Genomic DNA, 21,656 nt, shown 5'->3' on the forward strand with positions numbered 1-21,656 from the left:
TCAAAAAAAAGGGAGCCTAACCCATGATCGCCAACTCCATCGGCCCTGCTACGGACACCAGAGCAGCGCAGTCTCTCGATCTCGCACCCCGCGAGCACGAACTGCCACGTACCGAGGCCGCTCGGACATCAGCCGTGGAGGAAGCACAAGTGCGCGAGGCGTCCGGGCAGATCAACGCCGCCTTGCGCCATCTGTCGGTAGAACTTCGCTATGGTATGGATGAGGCGACCCGCAAGCTCGTGGTGCAAATAGTGGACCGGACCACTGGCGAGGTCTTGCGGCAGATTCCCCCAGAGGAAGTATTGGCCATCGCTCGGGGTCTCGACCGGATGCAGGGGGTGCTGCTGGACCACAAGGGGTAATTGGGACGGAGGCGCTACATGTCTTTATCATCGCCCGGCATCGGCTCCAACCTGGATGTGAACACTCTGGTGGCCCAGCTTATGGCCCTAGAGCGGCGGCCCCTCTCCCTGCTGCAACGCCGGGAGTCTGATTTTCAGACGCGGCTGTCAGCCCTAGGTTCCCTCAAAGGGTCTCTTTCTCAGTTCCAGTCAGCCGTATCCGGCCTCGCCTCCGCTTCCCGCTTCAGCGCCTACGCCGCCACCTTGGGCGATGCCCAGGTCGCCACCGCCACCGCCAGCGCAGGGGCGGTAGCCGGCTTCCACAGCCTGGAGGTCACTCAACTGGCTCAGGCTCAAAAGCTGGCCACGACACTCCAGGACTCTGCGACCGCATCGATTGGTACCGGAACCCTCACTGTCGAGTTCGGTAGCATTGACGGCGGAAGCTTCGATGCAGCGACGGGCAAGTACAGCGGCGCCACCTTTACCCCGAGTGGCACCGCATCCAAAACGGTAACCATCGATGCCGCTCACGCCAGTCTCGCCGGCATTCGCGACGCCATCAACGAGGCGGGCATCGGAGTGAGCGCCAGCATCGTGTACGATGGCAGCGGCCATCGCCTGGTGCTGTCCTCAGGTACTTCGGGCGCTCAGGGGAGCATGCGCATTTCGGTCTCGGGAGATGCGGCGCTCGCCAACCTCCTAGCCCACGACCCGGCCGGAACCCAAAACCTCGCGGAAACGGTCACCGCCCGAGACGCCCACTTTACCCTGGACGGTATCGCCATGCGCTCCGCCTCCAACACCGTGACCGGTGCGCTGGAAGGAGTAACCCTTACCCTAGCCAAGACGAATGCGGGTGCGCCGACAAACCTTACCATCGCCCCTGACGTCGCCGGGATTCGTCAAGCGGTGGAATCGTTTGTAGAGGCATATAACCGGCTGGCGAAATCCCTCAAGGAGCTAGGCAGCTACGATTCCACCACGAAAACCGCCGGGGTACTCCAGAGCGACGGGCTCCCCCGGCTCATCGAATCGCGTCTGCGCTCGACTCTTTCGGCGGAGCTGGTCGGGCTCCAGGGGAGCTATAGCGCCTTATACCAGCTCGGCATCACCTTTGCCCCCGATGGCACCCTGAAACTGGACGCTACCAAGCTGGAGGCGGCGCTCCAGGCTGATGCCGCGTCCGTGGCGGGTGTATTTGCCACCACAGGGAAAACCTCCGACAGCCTGATGCGGTTCGCCTCCGCAGCCTCTACTGCCAAGCCGGGCATCTACCAGGTCTCCGTGACCCGACTCGCCACCCAGGGATCCGTGACCGGGTCGGCAGCAGCCAATACCACCATCACCGCGGGGGTCAACGACACCCTCAGCCTGAGCGTGGACGGGGTCACAGCTACCATCACCCTGCAGGCCGGAACCTACACGGCAGACGGCCTCGCGGCAGAACTCCAGTCCAAGATCAACGGCGCTCCAGCCTTCTCCACCACCGGCGTGAGCGTTACCGTCTCAGAGGCGGGCGGCGCCCTTACCGTGACCTCGAACCGTTACGGTTCGGCCTCCGCGGTGCTTCTGGGCGGTGGCAACGCCCAGGAGAGTCTGTTCGGCGCAAGTCCCAGTGCAGCGGCGGGCGTAGATGCGGCAGGCAGCATTGGTGGCGTAGCCGCTATCGGCTCGGGCCGCACCCTGACCGCCGCCTCGGGTACCGACGCTGAAGGCATCACCATCGAGGTATGGGGTGGTGCACTCGGCGAACGCGGCAGCGTTTCTTACTCCCAAGGCTATGCCTACCGGCTGCGAACCCTCGCCGACACCCTGCTCGCCGCCGATGGGCTCGTCGCGGGACGCAGCGATACGCTGGAGGCCGCCATCGACGCCCTGCAACGCCGCCAGCAAGAGATGCAGCGGCGGCTGGAGGCGGTGGAAAAGCGGCTGCGCGCCCAATTCACGGCCTTAGACGCCATGGTCGCCAGTATGCTCAAGACTTCGAGCTTCTTGGAGCGGCAGCTCGCTGCCTTTTCATCTTCTTCTTGAGGACACTTTCATGCAATCGCTCATCGACCGTGCCGTCAGCGCCTATACCCAGGCGAGCGTGGACGCCGATGTCATGACGGCGCATCCGCACCGGCTGATTGTCATGCTGTTTGAAGCGGCGCGGGTGGCCATCGCCCGCGCCCGCCGTCACATGGCGGACAGCCAAACCGCTGCCAAGGGAGAAGCCATCTCCAAGGCGATTCAGATCATCGACCAGGGGCTGAAGGCCAGCCTAGACATGAAAGCCGGCGGTGAGCTGGCAGAACGCCTAGCCTCGCTTTACGATTACCTTGCCCACCGCTTGGTGGTAGCTAACCGGCACAACGACGCTGGCGCCCTGGCAGAGGTAGCTTGGCTCCTTGGCGAATTGCAGGAGGCCTGGGAAAGCATCACTCCTGGCGCGGCGCAAAAAACGCTAACGCTCCAACCTCAGAGACCGTCAGCCCCGGGGCGGTGACGATGACGAACCCTTCCTCGCCCCGCCCTTGTCTCGCCGCGTTCGAGGCGCTCTCGGCCCTCACCGAGCGCATGCTGCAGAGTGCCCGCGCCGGGGACTGGGACCGGCTGGTGGAGTTGGAACAGGAATGCCGCCATCTGGCCGAGACGCTCCAGACCGCCCCCCGGATCCCCCTCACGCACGAAGAGCAACAGCGCAAAGCGGCCCTCATCCGCAAGGTGCTCGCCGATGACGCCGAGATCCGCAGCCTCGCCGTGGATTGGATGGCAAAGCTGGAACGACTGCTCGACACCCATCGGCGGGAGCAAGCGCTCAGGCGCGTCTACGCAAGCGGCGAGGGCCACGGGGAAAGTTGATCTCGCGAATGCCGGACGAGAGCTTACCTCAAGCCGCTTAACCGGGAATTGCGGCAACGCTCAAGTTCTATGATGTAGCGCTGCACGCGCTTGCGCTCGCCTTCGCCCATGCCCACGAATGCGCAGCCGCAGCGTCGGCCCGCAACTCCGGCCGTGAAGCTCGGCTCTCCCACGCGTACTACCCGGATGTCGATTTCAACCGTGCCAAAGTGGGGCAGCCGAAGCCGGCAGCCGCGGAGTATCGTGCCGCGCTCCAAGGCGAGCACATCCTGGGAGATCCATAGGGCGAGGCCGCCACAGCTGATATCCAGCACGGGCGCTTCGATCGGGGCTGCAACAGCGGGAATCATACATGTGACCGGAGCCTCTGCCGGCGTCACTACCCGGAAGTACTCGCGGCGCTGGAGCCGCAGGAGCCTTACAGGTAACGCCGAGCGCAGAGCGGCAACCCCCTGAAAGAGGACGGGTTCCACACTCTCCACGACAAAGCGGATCTCCACCCCGTTGTGGGTCCCTGTGCATTGAATGCCGTGGCTCGCCAGCAGCCTCGGGGCATGCTCTTCGTGCACCTGATCCAGAATCAGCTCATCACGGCCGGCATCGGCCTCGAGCACTGCGGTGAGAGCGAAAGCGCTACCTCCACCGTACCAGGCGGTAACCAAGGAACGGCTGTGGGCCATCGCCTGCAGGATGGCCGCCACCTCTATGGCGCAGTCCACGCGGTAGCGATCCTGGTCTTCCGCGTCCATCGCTCCCGTGCAATCAGACGATACCCGCCCCGCCTAGGGCTAAACCGGCATGTTCATGATGTCGTGATAAGCCGAAACGATGCGGTTTCTCACTTGGATGGTGACTTGCAAGGCGATATTGGCTTTCTGCATTGCCACCATCACCTGGTGTAACTCCGTGCCTGGCTCGCCACGCTCGAAGTTCGCCGACAGCCGTGCCGCTTCCTGCTGGCGGGCGTTGACTGCTTCCAGGGCAGCCTTGAGAGCTTGCCCAAAATCCACACCCTGCCCGGACGCCACCCTCCCGCCTGGGTGCGGCCCAGCGGCGTCTACCTCCAAGGGAGCGAGCAGTTTGTCGATGCCTCTTGCGTCCATATCGGCCACCTCTTTTCAAGCCTTGAGCGTAACGTCGCTACGGTAGCAACCCCGGAGCCTTCCGAACCGGGGAAAATGGCGGTGAATTTCCCTCTTTTCTGCTTATCACCCTGGCCGAGATGGCCTCGATAATGCCAGCGTCGAGAATAGGAGCCGGACAAGCACCGGAGCCACCTGCGCGACCGAGGAGAGAGACGCCGTCTATGGCTGTTGTGGAGAGTTCCCGCATGCCCGTGCGCTGGCTAGCCCTCACCCGGCTATCCGCTTCCCAGAAAATCGCGTTGATCGTCACGGTGGCGCTCGCCGCGGCCCTTTTGGCAGGAGCCTGGATCTGGGCTCGCGCCCCCGATTACCGCATCCTCTTCACCCAACTGAGCGACCGGGACGGGGGAGCTGTGCTGGCAGCGCTACAGCAAATGAACGTGCCCTACAAACTGGGGGAGGGCGGGGCGATCATGGTGCCTGCCGCCCAGGTCCACGAGGTGCGGCTCAAATTGGCCAGCCAGGGGCTGCCCAAGGGGGGCGTCTTGGGCTTCGAGCTGCTGGAAAACCCGAAGCTCGGCGCATCCCAGTTCCAGGAACAGGTCAATTACCAGCGCGCGCTGGAAGGAGAGCTTGCACGTACGGTGCAGTCCATCGCCTCGGTGGAATCCGCCCGGGTCCATCTTGCCATGCCGCGCCCCAGCGTGTTCCTGCGAGAGCGGCAAAAGCCCAGCGCTTCGGTCCTGGTGCACCTGTACCCGGGCCGCACCCTGGACGAAGCCCAGGTCAACGCCATAGTCCACCTCGTCTCGAGCAGCGTCCCTGAACTCGCGCCGCGCAACGTCACGGTGATCGATCAGAGAGGCAACCTGCTTTCCGCCAACGCTGAGCCGCTTTCGGCCTCGGGTCTGGATTCGGTCCAGATCAAGTACCGCAACCACCTGGAGAGCCTCTACGCCCGGCGCATCGAGGCGATTCTGACGCCCATTGTCGGCGCGCCCAACCTGCGGGCCCAAGTATCCGCAGAGGTGGATTTCTCCCACGTGGAACAAACCGCTGAAACCTACCGGCCAAACGCCATGCCGGGACAGGCCGCTGTGCGCAGTCAGCACATGACCGAGTCAACGGGCGATGGCCTGGTTCCGACTGGCGGCATACCAGGAGCGCTGTCCAACCAGCCGCCTCCCCCGGTCACCGCACCCCTCGAGCCCCAGTCCGGGAAAAAAGAGTCGGCCGGACCATCACCAGCGTCTGCTGCTGCACCTAGCCGCAAGGAATCCACTACCAATTATGAAGTGGACAAGACCGTCACTTATACACGGCAGGCGAGCGGGAGCGTGCGCAGGCTCTCAGCAGCGGTGGTGGTCAACTACCGCGCGGTCGTCGGGGCGAACGGCAGGATGGAAATGAAACCCCTCTCCCCCGAGGAGCTCGCCCAGATCACCAACCTGGTGAAGGAGGCCATCGGTTTCGATGAGAAGCGCGGCGACACAGTGAACGTGGTGAACAGTCCCTTCACCGTGCCTGAGGAGGCGCCGGCGCCGCAGCTTCCGTTCTGGAAACAGCCAGAGATCCTGTCCTTGGCCAAAGACCTGGGCAAGCACTTGCTGCTCGCTCTCCTCGCCGCCTATCTGTTGTTCGGCGTGCTGCGGCCGTTGCTGCAAAACCTCCTGGCGGCGGGCACTACCGGCAGGCCGCTCGCGGTGGAGGATTCCGTGCCGGAACTGGCGGCACCACCCTCCCCCCAGGCGAGCAGCCTGGAAGCTGCCCGCCAGCTCGCCCGCCAGGACCCCAAAGTCGTGGCCAACGTAGTCAAGTCGTGGGTTGGCGGCGATGAAGGATGAGGGTCTGGAAAAAAGCGCAATCCTTCTGATGTCCTTGGGGGAGGAAGAAGCGGCCCAAGTGCTGAAGTACTTGTCTCCGAGGGAGGTGCAGAAGCTGGGCGCGACCATGGCCCGGCTCAAAGCGGTGCCAAAAGAACGGGTTGATGCGGTCCTCGACGAATTTAAAAAGAAGGCTGAGGATCGCTCGACGCTCGCCCTCGCCTCTGACGAGTACATCCGTGCCGTGCTCACCAAGGCCCTGGGAGACGAGAAAGCGGCCCACGTCATCGACCGTATCCTCCAAGGCGGCGACACGAGCGGCATCGAAAGCCTGAAATGGATGGACTCGGCTTCGGTCGCGGAGCTCATCCGCAACGAACATCCCCAGGTTATTGCCACCATCCTGGTACATCTGGATCGGGACCAGGCTGGAGAGGTGATCGGTAATCTCCCTGAACGGCTGCGCAGCGACGTAATCCTGCGTATAGCTACCCTGGACGGGGTACAGCCAGCGGCCATCAAAGAGCTCAACGAAGTGCTGGCCAAGCTCCTCACCGGTAACGCCAGCTTGCGCAAAACCGCCATGGGCGGTGTGCGCGCAGCGGCCGAGATTCTCAACTTCATGCCCACAATCTACGAAAACGCAGTCATCGAAAGCGTGCGCGAACACGACGCCGAGCTTGCCCAGAGGATCCTGGACGAGATGTTTGTATTCGAGGACTTGCTGGAGCTGGAAGACCGGGCCATCCAGCTCCTGCTGCGGGAGGTCCAGTCCGAATCCCTCATCGTCGCGCTGAAGGGCTCTTCCGACGCACTCAAGGAAAAGATCTTCAAGAACATGTCCCAGCGGGCGGCAGAGCTTCTGCGGGAGGATCTGGAAGCAAAGGGTCCGGTGCGGGTTTCCGAAGTAGAAGCCGAGCAGAAGGAAATCCTCAAGATCGTGCGCCGCCTAGCCGATGCCGGCCAAATCGTCCTTGGGGGAGCCGGGGAAGATACCTATGTCTAGCGTAATTCCCAAGGAACGCCTGTCTGCCTACCAGCGCTGGGAATTGGGTTCCTTCGATCCCGCGCCTCCCGAGGCGCCGGTGACCAAGTTGCCCACGGCGGAAGAGCTGGAGCAGTGGCACCAAAGCGCCCGCGACGAAGGCTACGCAGCGGGCTACGCCGAAGGGCTTGCGCAAGCCCGTCTGGAGACCGAACGGCTCAAAGCGATCGGAGAGGCCTGGTCTTCAGCTCTCGCCAGCCTGGAGGAAGAGGTGTCACAGGCGCTCGTGCAGCTTGCCCTCGCTATTGCTGCTCACGTGCTGCGGGAGGCCCTGGCGGTTCGCCCCGAGCTGGTCATCGCTGTAGTGAAGGAAGCCATGGCGGCCGTACCCCATTCAGGCGCCCATCCGCGACTCGTGCTCCACCCCGACGATGCGCTCTTGGTGCGCCGGCTCCTCGCCCACGAGCTGGAACAGGGCGGCTGGAAACTGGTGGAGGACCCCGTCCTCGAGCGCGGCGGCTGCCGGGTGGAGAGCGCTGCCACGACGGTGGATGCAACCCTCGCCGGGCGTTGGGAACGTATCACGGCTGCTCTCCAGGATGAGCAGGCATGGACGCCATGAGCCCCCATGCAGCGCGCTGGCGGGCTCGGCTGGAAGACTGCGCCGAGCGCCTAATCCAGCGCTCGCCTCTACTCGTCAGCGGGCGTCTCACCCGGGTGGCAGGACTGGTGATGGAGGCGGTGGGCCTCAAGCTCGCTCTGGGTAGCGGCTGCCGTGTGCTTTTGCCCCACGGTGCCAGCGTAGAAGCGGAAGTAGTGGGCTTCAACGGGGAAAAGCTCTACCTCATGCCGACGGGGGAGGTTCTCGGGCTCACACCAGGGGCACCAGTGGTACCGATGGAAATGCCTCTGGCATTGCGCCAGCCGGGCGGAGGCCGCCAACCCCTGCGCCGGGCTACCGACCGGACGCGGCTGGTGCCTGTGGGCGAGGGGCTGCTAGGACGGGTGTTGGACGGAGTGGGCCGCCCCCTAGACGGCCTGGGACCCCTCGCCAACGTGCATCTTGCGCCGCTCCAGGCCCGGCCCTACAACCCCCTTGACCGGGCGCCCATTCGGGAAGTGCTGGACGTGGGCGTGCGGGCGATCAACGGCCTCCTCACCCTCGGACGCGGGCAACGCATGGGACTATTTGCCGGCAGCGGCGTGGGCAAGAGCGTGCTCCTCGGCATGATGGCCCGCTACACCAGCGCCGACGTGACGGTGGTAGGCCTGATCGGGGAGCGTGGCCGGGAGGTTAAAGAATTCATCGAGTCGATCTTGGGAGCGGAGGGGCTCGCGCGTTCGGTGGTGGTTGCCGCCCCTGCCGACAACCCGCCGCTCATGCGGTTGCAGGGCGCGGCCTACGCTACCGCCATCGCCGAGTATTTCCGAGACCGGGGGCGCTCGGTGCTGCTTATCATGGATTCCCTCACCCGCTATGCCATGGCGGCCCGAGAAATCGCCCTGGCTATCGGCGAGCCGCCCGCCACCAAAGGCTACCCGCCCTCGGTATTCGCCCGGCTGCCCCAACTCGTGGAGCGGGCGGGTAACGGCCCTCCCGGCGGTGGTTCCATTACCGCCTTCTACACCGTGCTTACAGAGGGCGACGACCCCCAGGATCCTGTCGCCGACGCCGCCCGGGCAATCCTGGACGGGCACGTGGTGCTGTCCCGCCCCCTGGCGGAGGCCGGCCACTATCCAGCCATCGATATCGAGGCTTCGGTAAGCCGCGCCATGGCAAGCCTCATGCCCGCGGAGCGCTTCGAGCAGGTGCGCTGCTTCAAGGCTCTATACGCCCGTTACCAGCGCTCCCGCGATCTGATCAGCGTGGGCGCCTACCAGAGAGGCGCCGATCCTGTGCTCGACCGGGCCATCGCCCTCTATCCCAGAATGGAGGCGTACCTGCAACAGGGCATGAACGAACGGGTAAACTATGCAGAAAGCATAGAAGCTATGGCGCAATTGCTCAACATGGAAGCCGACTCGGAGCACATCCCATGACCCGCGACACCCTGAGTATCTTGATCCGTCTTGCGAAGAATCGGGCTGAAGCCGCCGCCCGTCAGCTCGGGCACTTACTCCACCACGAGCGGGAAACGGAGGAGCGGCTCAAGCTCCTAACTGCCTATCAGGCCGAGTACCAAGCCCGCCTGTTCGCCTCGGTGCGCTCGGGCCTGCCCCGCGTAGCGCTGCAAAACTACCAGGCATTCCTGGGAACCCTGGACCGGACCATTGCCCAATGCCGGGAACAGCTGGCTGCGGCTCGCATCCGGCGTCAGAGCGGTCAGGTGACATGGCAGACGGAGCAACGCACCCTCCAGTCGTTTCAACGGCTGGAAGAGCGTCGCCGCCACGCCGAGCGGGCGAGAAACGCCCGCGTGGAGCAACGCCAGTCGGATGAGCACGGAGCCCGAGGCGTCGCGGCGCCCTGGGACAAACCCACGGAATGAAGCCGGCCGCAAAGGTGAGAGAGATTCCGTCATGGAAACCCCGCCCCCGATTTCCGCTCCCCTCGTCACCGCCTCGTCTGCCCACGCCCTTTTACCCGCGGCGCCCGGTGCTACCGCCCTAGGCGCGGAAGACACGTTCGCTGCCGTGCTTGCCAGCGAACTCGCCCTAGGATCCTTCCTTCCACAGGGGATCAGCCGCGAGGACCGGGAGGCCGACTCCACAGAACCGCAGGCATCGGATTCATGGTCTAGGATTGAAAGCGCCGTCTCAGATGAAGGCAACATCGTTGCGGCACCGCTGCACTGGACGATCCCCCTAGAATCGATTTCGAGCAATGGTCGCCCCATCAGCACCCCCGAGATCGCTGTGGAGCCCCCCGAGGTTTCGGCGCGCGTCCGGGATGAACAGCAGTCGTCAGCCCGCGGCTCGCTGGGGGTCACACCGGGGGAATCGTTGCCTCAAGCAGTGAGTGCGCGCGACGCTCCCATGGCTCCCCCAGCCCCTCCCCCTCCGGGGACCGAGCCTCGCATCGCCTCCTTGCCGGTCACAGCGCCAGTGAGTTCTCCCCGCTTCAATGAGGAGTTCTCCCGGCAAGTGGTATGGATCGCGACCCACGAACTCCAACAGGCGGAGCTGCGCCTCGACCCGCCTGAGCTCGGCCCGGTGCGGATAGTCATCCACCTGCGGGAAGGCGAAGCCAGCGCGGCGTTCTCAGCCCTGCACCCCCAAACTCGGGAAGCCATCGAGGCGGCTTTGCCCCGCCTGAAGGACATGCTGGCGGAGGCGGGCATCGCCTTGGGCGGTGCCACGGTGAGCGCCGAAGGCTTCGAGGGTTGGCGCAGATTCGACGGCGACCGTCCCTCTCTCCCCTCCCTTATCCACAACGGCCCTGATACCAAAACCGCAGCAGTGGCCGAGATTTCCTCCCGGCGCAGGCGCGGTCTGGTGGATCTCTTCGCCTGATACGCGAAGCGCTGTGCCACACCCCTCTCGCCGCCGCCCAAAAATTGTCTCTCGTGAAATTCTTATAAGGTCATGATTTTTAGGAGGGAATCGCGTGCGTGAACATCAGCGGTCGGATTTGGAGTGGATAGAAGAAATCTTGCGCAAGCAAGCTTCATCTCCCGCTCCTGGGTTCAGGCGAGGGCCGCGGGCATGAAGCAGGGGCACGAGATCGCCGAAGCGGTAATGCGGGCTTTGCAGCTCGACGAGGCCGCGATAGAGCGGCGTAAGGCTTTTCTGGAGTTCACCGACGAAGACATCGCCCGGCTCAAGCGGCTCCATGTCGCCCTGCGGGATCTCGGCCCGGAATTCACCCGGGCTTTCTACGATCATCTGCTGCGTTTCGAAGAAATCCGGCGCCTCATCCCCGACACCGCCGCGCTCGAGCGCCTGAAGCAGGCCCAGGCCCACTACTTCGATAGCCTCACCGCAGGCGACTACGGCCTGGAATACACCCACCACCGCCTGCGCGTGGGGGTCGCTCACCAGCGCGCCGGCCTGGCGCCGGCATGGTATCTGGGCGCCTATGGCAAGTATCTCTCGGGATTGCTCCCTGAACTCTGGCAGCGGCTCGGGAAAAACCCCGAGACGTTCATTGCCAGCGTGCGCTCGCTCGTCAAGATCGTGCTGCTGGACATGGGGCTCGCCATCGACACCTATATCGAGGCCGACCGGCGAGCCATCCTGGCGCTGAAAGAGTACGCAGAGAAGGTGTTCGCGAGCCTGCCCGACGGTCTGCTGGTGCTCTCCCAGGAGCTTACGATTTTGTCTGCCAACCGCTCGTTCCTGCAGCAGTTCGGGCTGGAACCGGAGGCGGTGCGCAACCGCAGGCTCACGGAGGTGGTCGCGGCCGAGGGGCTGGAAGCGCGCGTCCGGGAAGTGCTGGAAAGCGGAATCGCCCAGCATGATGTGCCCTTCAGCATGGGCGCGGCGGGAACAAGGGCGCGCAAGCCGGTGCGCGTGACGCTGACTGGAATCCGCTTCGCGGAAGAAGAAGCCCGTCTCCTCATGATTGTGGAAGACGCGACCGAAAAGGCCAGGATGCAGCAAGCGCTTAGGGAAAGCGAGAAAACCTTTATCAGCGCCTTCGAATATGCCGCTATCGGCATGGCTCTGGTGTCGCCAGAAGGTCGCTGGTTAAAAGTTAACCGGTCGCTCTGCGAAGTGGTCGGCTATAGCGAGGCGGAATTATTGACTCGCACGTTCCAGGACATTACCCATCCCGATGACCTCGAGACCGATTTACAGTACGTGCGCCAGATGCTGGCCGGAGAAATTCAGACCTACCAAATGGAGAAACGCTACCTCCACAAACAAGGCCACGTGATTTGGGTGTTGTTGAGCGTTTCCTTGGTTCGCAACGAGGTCGGCGAGCCCTTGTATTTCATCTCCCAGATGCAGAACATCACCCAAAGAAAGAAAACTGAGGCAGAGTTGACGCGTCTTGCTGCCATCTTGGAACAGACTCCTGATTTCGTCGCCACGGCCGCACCCGATGGCCGGGTGTTGTACTTCAACCGGGCTGCCCGGCGCTTGCTCGGGGTCGGTGAGCAAGAAGATGTTTCGAAGATCAGAATCCAAGATACCCACCCTGAATGGGCAAGCAAGATCGTGCTGGAAGAAGGCATTCCCACGGCTAGCGTTGAGGGCACCTGGGAGGGAGAGACGGCTTTCTTGAGCCGGGATGGGCGAGAGATTCTGGTCTCACAGGTGATCCTGGCACATAAGGGGATGGAGGGGAAAATCGAATATCTTTCCACGATCGCCCGCGACATCAGCGAGCAGAAAGCCCAGGCGGCGAAGATCGAGCAGCTTGCCTTCTACGATCCTCTGACGGGGCTGCCCAACCGCGCGTTGTTCCTCGATCGACTCCAGCAGGCGCTGGCGAGCGGGAAGCGCCACAGGCAGCGCCTGGCGCTTCTGTTTTTGGATCTGGACCGCTTCAAGGAAATCAACGACACGCAGGGGCACGCCATCGGCGATCGGGTGCTCGTCGAGGCTGCCCGGCGCTTTCAGGCCACCGTGCGAGGGGGGGAAACCCTGGCGCGCCTGGGGGGTGATGAGTTTGTCGTGATCGCCATAGGGGCCGACCAGTCGGCCGCGGCGCTCATCGCCGAACGGCTCCAGAAGGCGCTCAGTGAGCCTCTCGCCATCAATGGACGGAGGTTTACCCTCAAGGTAAGCATCGGCATCGCCGTCTTTCCCGAAGATGGCCGCACGCCCGAGGAGCTGCGCAAGAACGCCGACATTGCCATGTACCGCGCCAAGACCTCCGGCGGCGGCTATTACTTCTATCGCCCGCAGATGAGCGCCGAGCTGGCGAGGAAGCTGGAAATCGCCCGCCGGCTGGAAGCGGCGCTTGCCGAGGGAGAGCTGCAACTTCACTATCAGCCCCAGGTGCATCTGGCAAGCGGCAGGCTCGCGGGGGCCGAGGCGCTGGCGCGCTGGCACGATCCCGAGTGGGGGGCAGTCTCCCCCGCCGAATTCATCCCTATCGCCGAGGAACGGGGGATAATCGGCACCTTGGGCGAATGGGTCCTTACCGAAGCCTGCCGCCAGGTGCGGCGCTGGCAGGAGCGCCAATGCCCGCTGTCCGGAAAAATCGCAGTGAATGTGTCCGCCAGGCAGTTCGAGGACGACAGCTTCATCGACCGGTGTCTTCGGATCGCTCGCGAAACCGGTACAGCACCTTCTGCAATCGAGCTCGAGCTGACCGAATCCGGCGTAATGCGCGACCCGGAGCGGGCCGTGGAGGTCACGCGCGCCCTGGCCTCGGCCGGCTTTGCCCTTGCCATCGATGACTTCGGCACCGGCTATTCTTCGCTTGCCTACCTCAAGCGCTTTCCGGTACACAAGCTCAAGATCGACATCTCGTTCGTGCGTGACATGTTGAACGATCGCAGCAATTATTCCATCGTGAGCACCATCGTCGCGATGGGGAAAAGCCTTCAGCTCAAAATACTCGCCGAGGGCGTGGAACAGGCCGCCCAGGTGTACGCACTGCAGGCATTGGGTTGCGACGAAGCACAGGGGTATTACTTCGACCAGCCACAGCCGGCCGGGGTCTTCGCGCGCAGGTGGTTGCAGGCTCCGAGTCTCGATCCCCGCCGGGGCGGGGATCGCCAAGAGATGGCGAGTTGTTGATAAAGGCAGCGTAACGCAGGTTTTCGTGCTGTCGGGAAAACCCCTGACCCTCGAAGTGGGCCAGGCTTTGGCAGGGGTGTTTATGCACGGTTGCTGAACCTGTGGCCTTCAAAGTTGAAACCCTACTTGTGAGCTCCCTTGCACGAAATATCAGCTTGACAACCTGGTTTACTTCTCCGTAAAAGCTCTTGCCTGGTGCAGTGTGCAGCTTTTGGGTCCGGAAAATCAGTGCCAGCGTAGCGGCGTCAGACCATTTTGGCAGTTGCCCTTTCTGGCCCTTTCTTATTCATTAGACGCGCCTTGCCCTTTGCTGTTAAGACAGTCATCTCTCGCTCCATTCTGACCAGAAACGCCGCGCGGCGCATGGGCTTTGTCTACGCTTTGAAAGTGCCCTCGGCAAAGCTTTGTTTCCGCATTCGGTTTCCTGCCGGCCGCGTTCACGATTAGGCGCATCACTCTGGTAGCAGATGACTGTTACACAGGCTGCCTAAAGATTTCCGCCGGGAATCCGATGAAGCACAGGGGGGCCTTCCAATCGAGAAATGACGCCTGAAGGGCACGCTTTTCCGGAAATGATGCTGTTTTCTTACTGCCCATAATTTACAGCGAAAGATGGAAAGAAAGCGATGGCTCGATCAACTCCTACCGGCACTCCAGTATCGGGGGCCCCCAAGAGCACGAAGCCCAAAAGAAAAAAACTTTGGCTGATCCTGCTCGGCACGCTGGGACTCGCTGGCGCGGGTGGCGCCGGGGCCTGGTATTTCACTTTCCAGCAGGAAGCCTCCGCTGCTCAAGCATCCAAGCCCAAGCCGGCTGTTTTCATCGCGCTCGAGCCCTTCACGGTGAATCTCCAGCCTGGCGGCGATGCCCAGTATTTGCAGACCACCGTGGTACTCAGGACCACCGAGCCGGATACGGAAGCCGCCATCAAGGCCCATATGCCGGTAGTGCGGGACCGTATCCTGCGGGTGCTCTCGAGCCAACGGGGTGAAGCCCTGCTTAGCACCGAGGGCAAGGAAAAACTGGCGTCAGAAATCGCCGCGGCGGTGACCGCCCCTTTTGACGGCGAGCGACCTCAGGCGGTGGACGCTGTATTGTTCACCTCCTTCGTCATCCAGTGAGGCCATGGCCAAGGATTTCCTGTCCCAGGAAGAGGTCGATGCCCTGCTCAAAGGGGTAAGCGGGGAGGTCGAGGACGAAGCGCTACCTTCCGAGGTTTCGGCGGTGCGCCCTTACAACCTGGCGAAACAGGAGCGCATCGTCCGCGGCCGCATGCCGACACTGGAGATCATCAACGAACGCCTGGCGCGGCAGTTACGGCTGGTGATCTTCAACTTTATCCGTCGCACGGCGGAGATTACCGCCGGTCCGGTGCGAGTGGTCAAGTACAGCGAATTCACCCGCAACCTGGCGGTGCCTACCAATCTCAACGTGGTCCAGGTGAAACCGCTGCGGGGAATGGCCCTCTTCGTGCTCGACCCGAATCTGGTGTTCTTGGTGATCGACAACCTGTTCGGCGGCGATGGCCGCTTTCACACCCGGGTCGAGGGTCGCGATTTCACCCCGACCGAGCAGCGCATCATCCAGCGGCTGCTCTCCTTGGTGTTTGCCGAGTATGAAAAGGCCTGGCAGCCCGTGCATCCCCTGAGCTTCGAGTGCGTGCGTTCTGAAATGCATACCCAGTTCGCCAATATCGCCACCCCCAACGAAGTAGTCGTCGCCACTGCATTCCGTATCGAAGTGGGCGCGAGCGCGGGGGAGCTCCACATCTGCTTGCCGTACTCTATGCTGGAGCCGATCCGAGAAAAAGTCTACAGCACCACCCACGGCGAGCAGCTCGACGTGGACCGGCGCTGGGTGCAGCTGCTTTCCCAGCAGGTGAAGCTGGCCGAAGTGGAGATCGTCGCCAACCTGGCTCAGACCACCATGACGCTGAAGCAGATCCTGACCATGCGGGAAGGCGATGTTATTCCGATCGAGATTCCGCTCCGCATCCTGGCCACTGTGGACGGTGTTCCGGTCATGGAATGCCGCTACGGTATTTCCAACGGTCAATATGCCCTGCGAGTGGAGCGGCTGGTCTCGCCCGCAGACGCCCTCTGACGGAGGAAGCCATGTCCAACCTGAAAGACGCCCAGGGTAGCGCGAGCAACGAGGACTGGGCTGCCGCCATGGCGGAACAGCAGGCGGCAACCGGCTCCCAGCCGGTTGCCGCCAGTGCCCAGATCTTCGAGCGCTTCTCGGACGGTGCTCCGCCTTCCGCCCGCAACGACCTGGACCTGATCCTGGACATCCCAGTCCAGCTCACGGTGGAGCTGGGCCGCACCAAGCTACCCATCAAGAACCTGCTCCAGCTCGCCCAGGGCTCAGTGGTAGAGCTGGACGGGTTGGCCGGCGAGCCCATGGACGTGCTGGTAAACGGTTGCCTGATCGCCCAGGGCGAAGTGGTAGTGGTAAACGACAAGTTCGGCATCCGGCTGACCGACATCGTCACTCCGAGCGAACGCATCCGGCGCCTGAACCGGTGATTTCTATGGCAAGCAGAGCATGGTCCTGTGCTTGTGCGGTGCTCCTGCCGGCCAACGCCCTGGCCCAGGGCCAAGGCGCACCGGTGGCGGAACTGCTCCAGGGAGTCTTAGGGTTGGCTCTCGTCCTGCTCGTCGTGCTGGGGGGCGCCTGGCTTCTGCGCCGCTCTTCCCGGTCATCGGGCAGTGGTGCGGCAGGGCTGCGGGTCGTGGCCGCAGTGGGTGTGGGCGCGCGGGAGCGGGTGGTGGTGGTGGAAGTGGGCGGTGCCTGGCTGGTGTTGGGGGTCGCGCCGGGCCGGGTCTATGCCCTGCACGCAATGCCGGCCCAGGCCACGCCCACTTCCCCCCCTGTAACGAATAACGGCTCCTTTGCCGCTTGGCTTAAGCAATTTATGGAGCGCGACCGTGCCGGTTGAGGGAAGGTCGAGGGCTCTGCGGGCGCGCCGCACTTTGTTCACCATGGCAGCGGCCGTCTTTGCCCTGCTTGCCCTGCCCACCGCAGCCCAACAAGCGGGGCTGCCCGCCCTCACCGCTACCCCCGCTCCTGGCGGGGGGCAGACCTACAGCCTGCCGCTGCAAACCCTGCTGCTCCTCACCAGCCTTTCCTTTCTACCAGCGGCATTGCTCATGCTCACCGGCTTTACCCGCATCATCATCGTGCTGTCCCTGCTGCGCCACGCCCTCGGCACTCAGACTTCGCCGCCCAACCAGGTGCTGATCGGCCTGGCGCTGTTCCTCACCTTGTTCGTGATGTCGCCAGTACTGGAAAAAATTCACGCGCAAGCCTACGTCCCTTACGCGCAGGGCCGCATGAGCCTCGAGGATGCGGTCACCCGTGCGAGCGAACCCCTCAAGCAGTTCATGCTGAAGCAGACCCGGGAGCCGGATCTCGCCCTCTTTGCTCGTATCTCCGGAACGCAGACCATGAACGGGCCGGAGGATGTCCCGATGAAAGTGCTGATTCCGGCCTACGTGACGAGCGAATTGAAGACCGCTTTCCAGATCGGTTTCGTGGTGTTCATTCCTTTTCTCATCATCGATCTGGTGGTAGCAAGCGTGCTCATGTCCATGGGCATGATGATGGTCTCGCCAGTGATCGTTGCGCTGCCATTCAAGCTCATGCTGTTCGTGTTGGTAGACGGCTGGCACCTGTTGATCGGCTCGCTGGTGCAGAGTTTCGGCATATGAGAATTTAAGGAGAACCTTGATGACGCCAGAATCGGTCATGACCATCGCTCGTCAAGCGATCGAGCTGACGGCCATCGTGTCGGCTCCACTGCTTCTCTCGGCTCTCGTCACCGGCCTCGTGATCAGCATCTTCCAAGCGGCGACACAGATCAACGAAATGACCTTGTCTTTCATCCCAAAACTGCTGGCGATTCTGGTGGCCCTGGCACTGGCCGGTCCATGGATGCTCACCCTACTCACAGACTACACGCGCAGACTGCTGGAGTCGATTCCCGCGGTGATCGGCTAGAACAATGATTTCGGTCACCGATGCCCAGTTGAACGCCTGGTTGGCCACTTTCCTCTGGCCCCTCGCCCGGGTATTGGGGCTGATCATGACGGCGCCACTTTTGCACTCTCGTAATGTGCCGGTGCGGGTGCGCATCGGTCTGGGCGCCGCAATGGCTTTTGCCGTCGCTCCCATGGCAGGCACCATGCCTGAAGTGCAGGTGGGCTCGGCGGCTGGGCTTGCGATCTTGGCAGAGCAAGTGCTCGTCGGCGCGCTCATGGGTTTGAGCGCACGCCTTGCCTTTGCGGCCCTTTCCCTGGCGGGCGACTTGATCGGGCTGCAGATGGGCCTGGGCTTCGCTATCTTTTATGACCCCCAGAGTGCTGGCCAGACGCCGGTTGTCGCCCAGTTTCTGGAGCTCGCCGGATTTCTGCTCTTTCTCGCCCTCAACGGCCATTTGATGATGCTGGCAACGCTCGCCCAAAGCTTCGAGGTGTTGCCTGTCGGCGCTGCTCTGGCGCCAGACCATTGGAAAGACCTGGCGGAAATGGGCGCGAGGGTGTTCTCCCTCGGTACCCTGTTCGCGCTGCCGGTCGTGGGACCGCTACTGGTGGTGAACGCGATACTCGCCGTCCTGTCCCGTACCGCCCCCCAGCTCAACCTGTTTGCAGTGGGCTTTCCGGTGACCCTGCTCACGGGCTTTGTGGCTCTGGCCCTGGCGCTGCCGGCCCTCGCACCTGCGCTAGAGCGGACGCTCACCGAAGCCGTCGGCCATATGCTCCTCGCCATAGCACCGGCCCGTTGAGGGGCCGGCCGCTAGAGGTAGTCGAACAGGGACAGCCCGGCAACCCGGCTAAACGAGGCTCGAGCCGCTTCAAGCGACTGCTGCCCACGCAAAAAGTCGCTGATCGCCTGGGCATAATCCACGTCGATCAGCCGCGAAAGGGACGTTTGGTACTGCACCGCCAAGCCTTCGCCCCCCGCTTGCAGTGTATCCAGCTCCGCCAGGCGCACACCGAAGGAAGCGCGAGCCGCCAACACGTGATCGAGGGCGAGATCCAGGTCGGCGAGGGCCGCATTAAGCCCGTTGGCCACACGGGCAGCGCCAGCGACCGTGGTGGTGGAAGTCTGCAGGGTGGAAATGGCTTTTTGCAGGGTGGTAAACAGGCTCTGGGTGCCGCTCGGCTCCACGGTGAAGCGATCCGCATCCGCTGGCGCTCCGGTGATAGTGAGCTGCAGGCCATCGAATTCGATGGCAGCTTCACTAGTGTAAGGGTTGCCAGACGACAGGGTCGTGCCGGTGGTCTCGTCCAGGACGCTGTAGGTAGTCGTAGCACCAGAGACAGTAAAAACGATCGCGTAGCGGTGGCCAGTGAGGGCCGATGGATCGATGAGGCGGCCGGGGTCCACCACGCCACCGCCTGTGTTGCCGCTATCGGCAGTGACGACAAACACGCCGTTGCCGTTTCGAATGCGCTGGAAGATGGCATCGCCCGAGTCGGTGACGGGCATGAACCGCGATGCTTCCACCTGGACTTCGCGCCGCCCCTGGTCGCCTTGATAGACGATTCCTGCGGGGCTTGCCACGAAAGGCTGCACCGTACCGCGATAGCCAGAGAACAAGTATTCGCCGGCTCCGTTTGTGGCGTTGGCGTAGGCAAGCAACTGTTGCAATCGGCCCTCCAACTCCACTGCGATGGATCGCCGGTCGGCGTCGCTCAGCGTGCCGTTACCAGCCCGGACCAAGGCCGTACGAGCTTCGATAATAAGCTCGCCCACCCGCGCCAACGTGGACTCGGCCAGGGAAAGGGCGTCGCGGGCGTAACCCCGGTTGACGGCGTACTGGTCGTTAAGGGCTTGGGCCTGGCTTAGTTCTACCGCCCGCGCCGCAGCGATGGGGTCGTCGGAGGGCGTCACCACCCGCCGACCGGTGGAGAGCTGCTGCTGCACTTCCAACAGTGCTTGCTGTTGGCGCAAGAGTGCCAACAGCCCCCGTTCGTAGACCATGCCCGTGGTGATTCGCATCCCTTCCTCCAGAGAATCAACGTCCCAGCTCGAGGAGTGTGTCGAACAGGCGGCTTGCGATCTGCATCACCTTTCCGGCGGCCAAGTATGCCTGCTGGTAGCGCAGGAGCGCCGCCGCCTCTTCGTCCAGGTTCACGCCAGTGACCGCCGCGAGGGCTTCCCCTGCCTGGCGAGCGAGGTTCGCCTGGGCGGTACTGATGACTTCCAACTCGCGGGTGGCGCTGCCGATGCGTCCTACCAGGGCTCCGTATGCCCCTTGATAGCTCGCCGTGCCGCCCACCAAGGTGCCCGCTTGCGCGAGTGCCGCCAGCTTCAACGCGTTACGCCCGTCGGAGACCCCGCCCGTGTTGGGGCCGACGGTGAAGCGGTCCCCCGCCGCGGGCGTGCCGGTGATGGTAATCATCCAGCCGTTGTAGGCAATCGGGCCGCCGGGCGTATAGGGGACGCCTACTGGGTCACCGGTCCCCGGACCCGTCACGTTGAACGAAGTAGGCGGATCGTTGAACTCGATGGTTACCTGCGCCTGCAGGTTGGGATCAGTGGGCGGCGGCCCCACCACCTCTGCGGCACTGATGAGCCCGTTGCCAGTGTTGCCGCTTGCGGCAGCGGTGGTGATGGGGGCGGCTGCAGCAAGCTTGGCCGGATCAGCCACGGCGAGGACCAGGTCACGGGCCCCGTCCACCGTAGGTTGGATGAGGAAGCTGTCGCCCGCTGCCGCGACGCCAGAAGACAACGTCAGGGTAAACCCGTCCACGGTCTGGGGGAAGGTGCTGAAAGTGGTCACGCTGCCGTCGCTCAGACGCGTGAGGGTATAGCCCGCACCGTCGTAGCTCAGGCGGTAGTCGCTCGCCGTGAGGGCTGAGGCATCGGCGATGACGGCCGTGAGCTGCGCGCTTCCGCTGTTCGCCCCGTGGTCCGTGACCCGGGGGCTTGCCACGGCGAAGAGATCACCGCCCAGGTTTCCCTGCAGATCCTGGCCCAGCCGGTGCTGGTCGTTCATGGTGGCAGCGAGCACGACGGCGATGCGCCCTAGTCCATTGCGGGCAGGCTCCAGCGTCTCCCGGCGGAACGCGAGCTCGCCCCCCAGGCGCCCGCCGGTGAGAAGCTCCTCCTTCAGCACCACGATGCCGGCGCCGCTTTCCAGGGCCACGGTGATGCGGGTCGGGTCCTGGGGATCCGGCACAGGCGAGAGCCGACCCGCTACCGTGCCCGTCACCAGGGGCTGACCGTTGCCGATGAACACGTTGTAGGCGCTGTCCTGGCGCACCACTGTCACCCGAATCTCCCGGTTGAGCTGGGCAAGCAGAGCATCGCGCTGGTCCAAGAGGTCGTTGGGCGGCACCGCCCCGTTGCCGCTCTCGGCAAGGGCGATGCGCTCGTTCAGCACCGCGATCTGGCGCGCATACCCGTTGATGGCGGCCACGCTCGCCTCCACTTGTCGGCTCGATGCGGCACGCATCTCCTCTAGCCGGGCGTCCAACATGCGGAAGCGGGCAACCAGCGCCTGCCCAGAAGACAGCACCGTCTGGCGCGCCACCGCGGAGGCAGGATGGGTAGCAAGATCGTGCAGAGCCCTGAAATAATCCGACAATGCCGGAGCAAGCCCACCCACCGTGTCCGCGAGCAGGTTGTCCACCTGCTGGATGCGTTCGTAATGGGTCGCCCCCTCTGCAGCTGCGCTTTCCGCAGATAGGACTTGCTGAGCCAAAAACTGGTTGTACAACCGCTCGATGCGGGCCACGTGGGTGCCTTGTCCCAGATAGCCCGCTCCTGCCCGCAGCGCTGGGTTGGTAGCCTGGATCACCTGCTGGCGGCTGTAACCGGGCGTGTTCACGTTGGCGATATTGTGCCCCGCCGTGGTAAGCCCCGTCTGGGCAGCGGTCAGTGCAGTCACGCCGATGTTGAGGATGCTGTTGCCCATGCTTTTTAGTTA

Annotated in this window: 22 protein-coding genes; 18 read left to right on the forward strand and 4 right to left on the reverse strand. The window is 63.5% G+C overall.

What is annotated here, in order from left to right:
* The first annotated feature begins 23 nt into the window (after positions 1-23).
* The 4 genes from ACTFO6_RS08235 to ACTFO6_RS08250 are packed head-to-tail and all read left to right on the forward strand — an operon-like array spanning position 24 to position 3,188.
* Entirely contained in the window at positions 24-362 is a 339-nt protein-coding gene (locus tag ACTFO6_RS08235) for a flagellar protein FlaG (protein ID WP_439933977.1), read from the forward strand.
* 18 nt (positions 363-380) lie between these two features.
* Positions 381-2,375, forward strand: a complete 1,995-nt coding sequence (gene fliD, locus ACTFO6_RS08240; protein WP_439933978.1) for a flagellar filament capping protein FliD — start codon at positions 381-383, stop codon at positions 2,373-2,375.
* Positions 2,376-2,385: 10 nt separating this feature from the next.
* Positions 2,386-2,832: a flagellar export chaperone FliS gene (gene fliS, locus ACTFO6_RS08245; protein ID WP_439933979.1), complete on the forward strand. Its 447-nt coding sequence runs from the start codon at positions 2,386-2,388 to the stop codon at positions 2,830-2,832.
* Between the two features lie 2 nt (positions 2,833-2,834).
* Entirely contained in the window at positions 2,835-3,188 is a 354-nt protein-coding gene (locus ACTFO6_RS08250; RefSeq protein WP_439933980.1) for a flagellar protein FliT, read from the forward strand.
* Positions 3,189-3,211: 23 nt separating this feature from the next.
* On the opposite strand, the gene ACTFO6_RS08255 is transcribed toward ACTFO6_RS08250, so the two are convergent.
* Both ACTFO6_RS08255 and fliE read right to left on the reverse strand, forming a co-directional pair.
* Complete coding sequence (locus tag ACTFO6_RS08255; RefSeq protein WP_439933981.1) at positions 3,212-3,907, reverse strand: flagellar brake protein; 696 nt, start codon at positions 3,905-3,907, stop codon at positions 3,212-3,214.
* A gap of 69 nt (positions 3,908-3,976) precedes the next feature.
* Positions 3,977-4,291: a flagellar hook-basal body complex protein FliE gene (gene fliE, locus ACTFO6_RS08260; RefSeq protein ID WP_439934117.1), complete on the reverse strand. Its 315-nt coding sequence runs from the start codon at positions 4,289-4,291 to the stop codon at positions 3,977-3,979.
* 227 nt (positions 4,292-4,518) lie between these two features.
* Here fliE and fliF point away from each other — a divergent pair, with 227 nt between their 5' ends.
* The 14 genes from fliF to fliR all read left to right on the forward strand — a co-directional run bounded on the left by fliF (position 4,519) and on the right by fliR (position 18,503).
* A complete protein-coding gene (fliF, locus tag ACTFO6_RS08265; RefSeq protein ID WP_439933982.1) occupies positions 4,519-6,117 on the forward strand; it encodes a flagellar basal-body MS-ring/collar protein FliF in 1,599 nt (532 codons plus the stop codon).
* A complete protein-coding gene (fliG, locus tag ACTFO6_RS08270; protein WP_439933983.1) occupies positions 6,107-7,102 on the forward strand; it encodes a flagellar motor switch protein FliG in 996 nt (331 codons plus the stop codon). The genes fliF and fliG overlap by 11 nt, the downstream gene beginning before the upstream one ends.
* Positions 7,095-7,703, forward strand: a complete 609-nt coding sequence (locus tag ACTFO6_RS08275; RefSeq protein WP_439933984.1) for a flagellar assembly protein FliH — start codon at positions 7,095-7,097, stop codon at positions 7,701-7,703. Before fliG ends, ACTFO6_RS08275 begins: the two co-directional genes overlap by 8 nt.
* Positions 7,700-9,121, forward strand: coding sequence for a flagellar protein export ATPase FliI (gene fliI / locus ACTFO6_RS08280; protein ID WP_439934118.1), 1,422 nt, complete (start codon positions 7,700-7,702; stop codon positions 9,119-9,121). The genes ACTFO6_RS08275 and fliI overlap by 4 nt, the downstream gene beginning before the upstream one ends.
* Positions 9,118-9,570 (forward strand): flagellar export protein FliJ, encoded by a 453-nt coding sequence (gene fliJ / locus ACTFO6_RS08285; protein ID WP_439933985.1) that lies wholly within the window; start codon positions 9,118-9,120, stop codon positions 9,568-9,570. The genes fliI and fliJ overlap by 4 nt, the downstream gene beginning before the upstream one ends.
* A 595-nt stretch (positions 9,571-10,165) precedes the next feature.
* Positions 10,166-10,534: a flagellar hook-length control protein FliK gene (locus tag ACTFO6_RS08290; protein ID WP_439933986.1), complete on the forward strand. Its 369-nt coding sequence runs from the start codon at positions 10,166-10,168 to the stop codon at positions 10,532-10,534.
* Between the two features lie 192 nt (positions 10,535-10,726).
* The gene (locus ACTFO6_RS08295; protein WP_439933987.1) at positions 10,727-13,717 is read left to right on the forward strand and encodes an EAL domain-containing protein; all 2,991 of its coding nucleotides are present in this window, start codon (positions 10,727-10,729) and stop codon (positions 13,715-13,717) included.
* 626 nt (positions 13,718-14,343) lie between these two features.
* The gene (gene fliL / locus ACTFO6_RS08300; protein WP_439933988.1) at positions 14,344-14,838 is read left to right on the forward strand and encodes a flagellar basal body-associated protein FliL; all 495 of its coding nucleotides are present in this window, start codon (positions 14,344-14,346) and stop codon (positions 14,836-14,838) included.
* Between the two features lie 4 nt (positions 14,839-14,842).
* Positions 14,843-15,820, forward strand: coding sequence for a flagellar motor switch protein FliM (fliM, locus tag ACTFO6_RS08305; RefSeq protein ID WP_439933989.1), 978 nt, complete (start codon positions 14,843-14,845; stop codon positions 15,818-15,820).
* On the forward strand, positions 15,745-16,245 hold the full coding sequence (fliN, locus tag ACTFO6_RS08310) for a flagellar motor switch protein FliN (RefSeq protein ID WP_439933990.1): 501 nt from the start codon (positions 15,745-15,747) through the stop codon (positions 16,243-16,245). Before fliM ends, fliN begins: the two co-directional genes overlap by 76 nt.
* 5 nt (positions 16,246-16,250) lie before the next feature.
* Positions 16,251-16,658 (forward strand): flagellar biosynthetic protein FliO, encoded by a 408-nt coding sequence (gene fliO, locus ACTFO6_RS08315; protein ID WP_439933991.1) that lies wholly within the window; start codon positions 16,251-16,253, stop codon positions 16,656-16,658.
* A gap of 43 nt (positions 16,659-16,701) precedes the next feature.
* Complete coding sequence (gene fliP / locus ACTFO6_RS08320) at positions 16,702-17,430, forward strand: flagellar type III secretion system pore protein FliP (RefSeq protein ID WP_439934119.1); 729 nt, start codon at positions 16,702-16,704, stop codon at positions 17,428-17,430.
* A 19-nt stretch (positions 17,431-17,449) separates the two neighbouring features.
* A complete protein-coding gene (gene fliQ, locus ACTFO6_RS08325; protein ID WP_439933992.1) occupies positions 17,450-17,719 on the forward strand; it encodes a flagellar biosynthesis protein FliQ in 270 nt (89 codons plus the stop codon).
* A 4-nt stretch (positions 17,720-17,723) separates the two neighbouring features.
* Positions 17,724-18,503 carry a flagellar biosynthetic protein FliR gene (fliR, locus tag ACTFO6_RS08330; protein WP_439933993.1) on the forward strand — a complete coding sequence of 260 codons (780 nt, stop codon included), beginning with the start codon at positions 17,724-17,726 and terminating at the stop codon, positions 18,501-18,503.
* Between the two features lie 11 nt (positions 18,504-18,514).
* On the opposite strand, the gene flgL is transcribed toward fliR, so the two are convergent.
* Positions 18,515-19,723: a flagellar hook-associated protein FlgL gene (flgL, locus tag ACTFO6_RS08335; protein ID WP_439933994.1), complete on the reverse strand. Its 1,209-nt coding sequence runs from the start codon at positions 19,721-19,723 to the stop codon at positions 18,515-18,517.
* A gap of 16 nt (positions 19,724-19,739) precedes the next feature.
* The gene (gene flgK / locus ACTFO6_RS08340; protein WP_439933995.1) at positions 19,740-21,644 is read right to left on the reverse strand and encodes a flagellar hook-associated protein FlgK; all 1,905 of its coding nucleotides are present in this window, start codon (positions 21,642-21,644) and stop codon (positions 19,740-19,742) included.
* Positions 21,645-21,656 lie beyond the last annotated feature (12 nt).

The sequence above is a fragment of the Pelomicrobium sp. G1 genome, assembly GCF_051905455.1.
In the GTDB taxonomy this organism is placed as follows: Bacteria; Pseudomonadota; Gammaproteobacteria; order Burkholderiales; family UBA6910; genus Pelomicrobium.

What these genes read in the sequence shown, in the direction of transcription:
- ACTFO6_RS08235 (WP_439933977.1), top strand. Translation starts at nt 24, where the DNA reads ATGATCGCCAACTCCATCGGCCCTGCTACGGACACCAGAGCAGCGCAG.
- fliD (WP_439933978.1), top strand. Translation starts at nt 381, where the DNA reads ATGTCTTTATCATCGCCCGGCATCGGCTCCAACCTGGATGTGAACACT.
- fliS (WP_439933979.1), top strand. Translation starts at nt 2,386, where the DNA reads ATGCAATCGCTCATCGACCGTGCCGTCAGCGCCTATACCCAGGCGAGC.
- ACTFO6_RS08250 (WP_439933980.1), top strand. Translation starts at nt 2,835, where the DNA reads ATGACGAACCCTTCCTCGCCCCGCCCTTGTCTCGCCGCGTTCGAGGCG.
- fliE (WP_439934117.1), bottom strand. Translation starts at nt 4,291, where the DNA reads ATGGACGCAAGAGGCATCGACAAACTGCTCGCTCCCTTGGAGGTAGAC.
- fliF (WP_439933982.1), top strand. Translation starts at nt 4,519, where the DNA reads ATGCCCGTGCGCTGGCTAGCCCTCACCCGGCTATCCGCTTCCCAGAAA.
- fliG (WP_439933983.1), top strand. Translation starts at nt 6,107, where the DNA reads ATGAAGGATGAGGGTCTGGAAAAAAGCGCAATCCTTCTGATGTCCTTG.
- ACTFO6_RS08275 (WP_439933984.1), top strand. Translation starts at nt 7,095, where the DNA reads ATGTCTAGCGTAATTCCCAAGGAACGCCTGTCTGCCTACCAGCGCTGG.
- fliI (WP_439934118.1), top strand. Translation starts at nt 7,700, where the DNA reads ATGAGCCCCCATGCAGCGCGCTGGCGGGCTCGGCTGGAAGACTGCGCC.
- fliJ (WP_439933985.1), top strand. Translation starts at nt 9,118, where the DNA reads ATGACCCGCGACACCCTGAGTATCTTGATCCGTCTTGCGAAGAATCGG.
- ACTFO6_RS08295 (WP_439933987.1), top strand. Translation starts at nt 10,727, where the DNA reads ATGAAGCAGGGGCACGAGATCGCCGAAGCGGTAATGCGGGCTTTGCAG.
- fliL (WP_439933988.1), top strand. Translation starts at nt 14,344, where the DNA reads ATGGCTCGATCAACTCCTACCGGCACTCCAGTATCGGGGGCCCCCAAG.
- fliM (WP_439933989.1), top strand. Translation starts at nt 14,843, where the DNA reads ATGGCCAAGGATTTCCTGTCCCAGGAAGAGGTCGATGCCCTGCTCAAA.
- fliN (WP_439933990.1), top strand. Translation starts at nt 15,745, where the DNA reads ATGCCGCTACGGTATTTCCAACGGTCAATATGCCCTGCGAGTGGAGCG.
- fliO (WP_439933991.1), top strand. Translation starts at nt 16,251, where the DNA reads ATGGCAAGCAGAGCATGGTCCTGTGCTTGTGCGGTGCTCCTGCCGGCC.
- fliP (WP_439934119.1), top strand. Translation starts at nt 16,702, where the DNA reads ATGGCAGCGGCCGTCTTTGCCCTGCTTGCCCTGCCCACCGCAGCCCAA.
- fliQ (WP_439933992.1), top strand. Translation starts at nt 17,450, where the DNA reads ATGACGCCAGAATCGGTCATGACCATCGCTCGTCAAGCGATCGAGCTG.
- fliR (WP_439933993.1), top strand. Translation starts at nt 17,724, where the DNA reads ATGATTTCGGTCACCGATGCCCAGTTGAACGCCTGGTTGGCCACTTTC.
- flgL (WP_439933994.1), bottom strand. Translation starts at nt 19,723, where the DNA reads ATGCGAATCACCACGGGCATGGTCTACGAACGGGGGCTGTTGGCACTC.
- flgK (WP_439933995.1), bottom strand. Translation starts at nt 21,644, where the DNA reads ATGGGCAACAGCATCCTCAACATCGGCGTGACTGCACTGACCGCTGCC.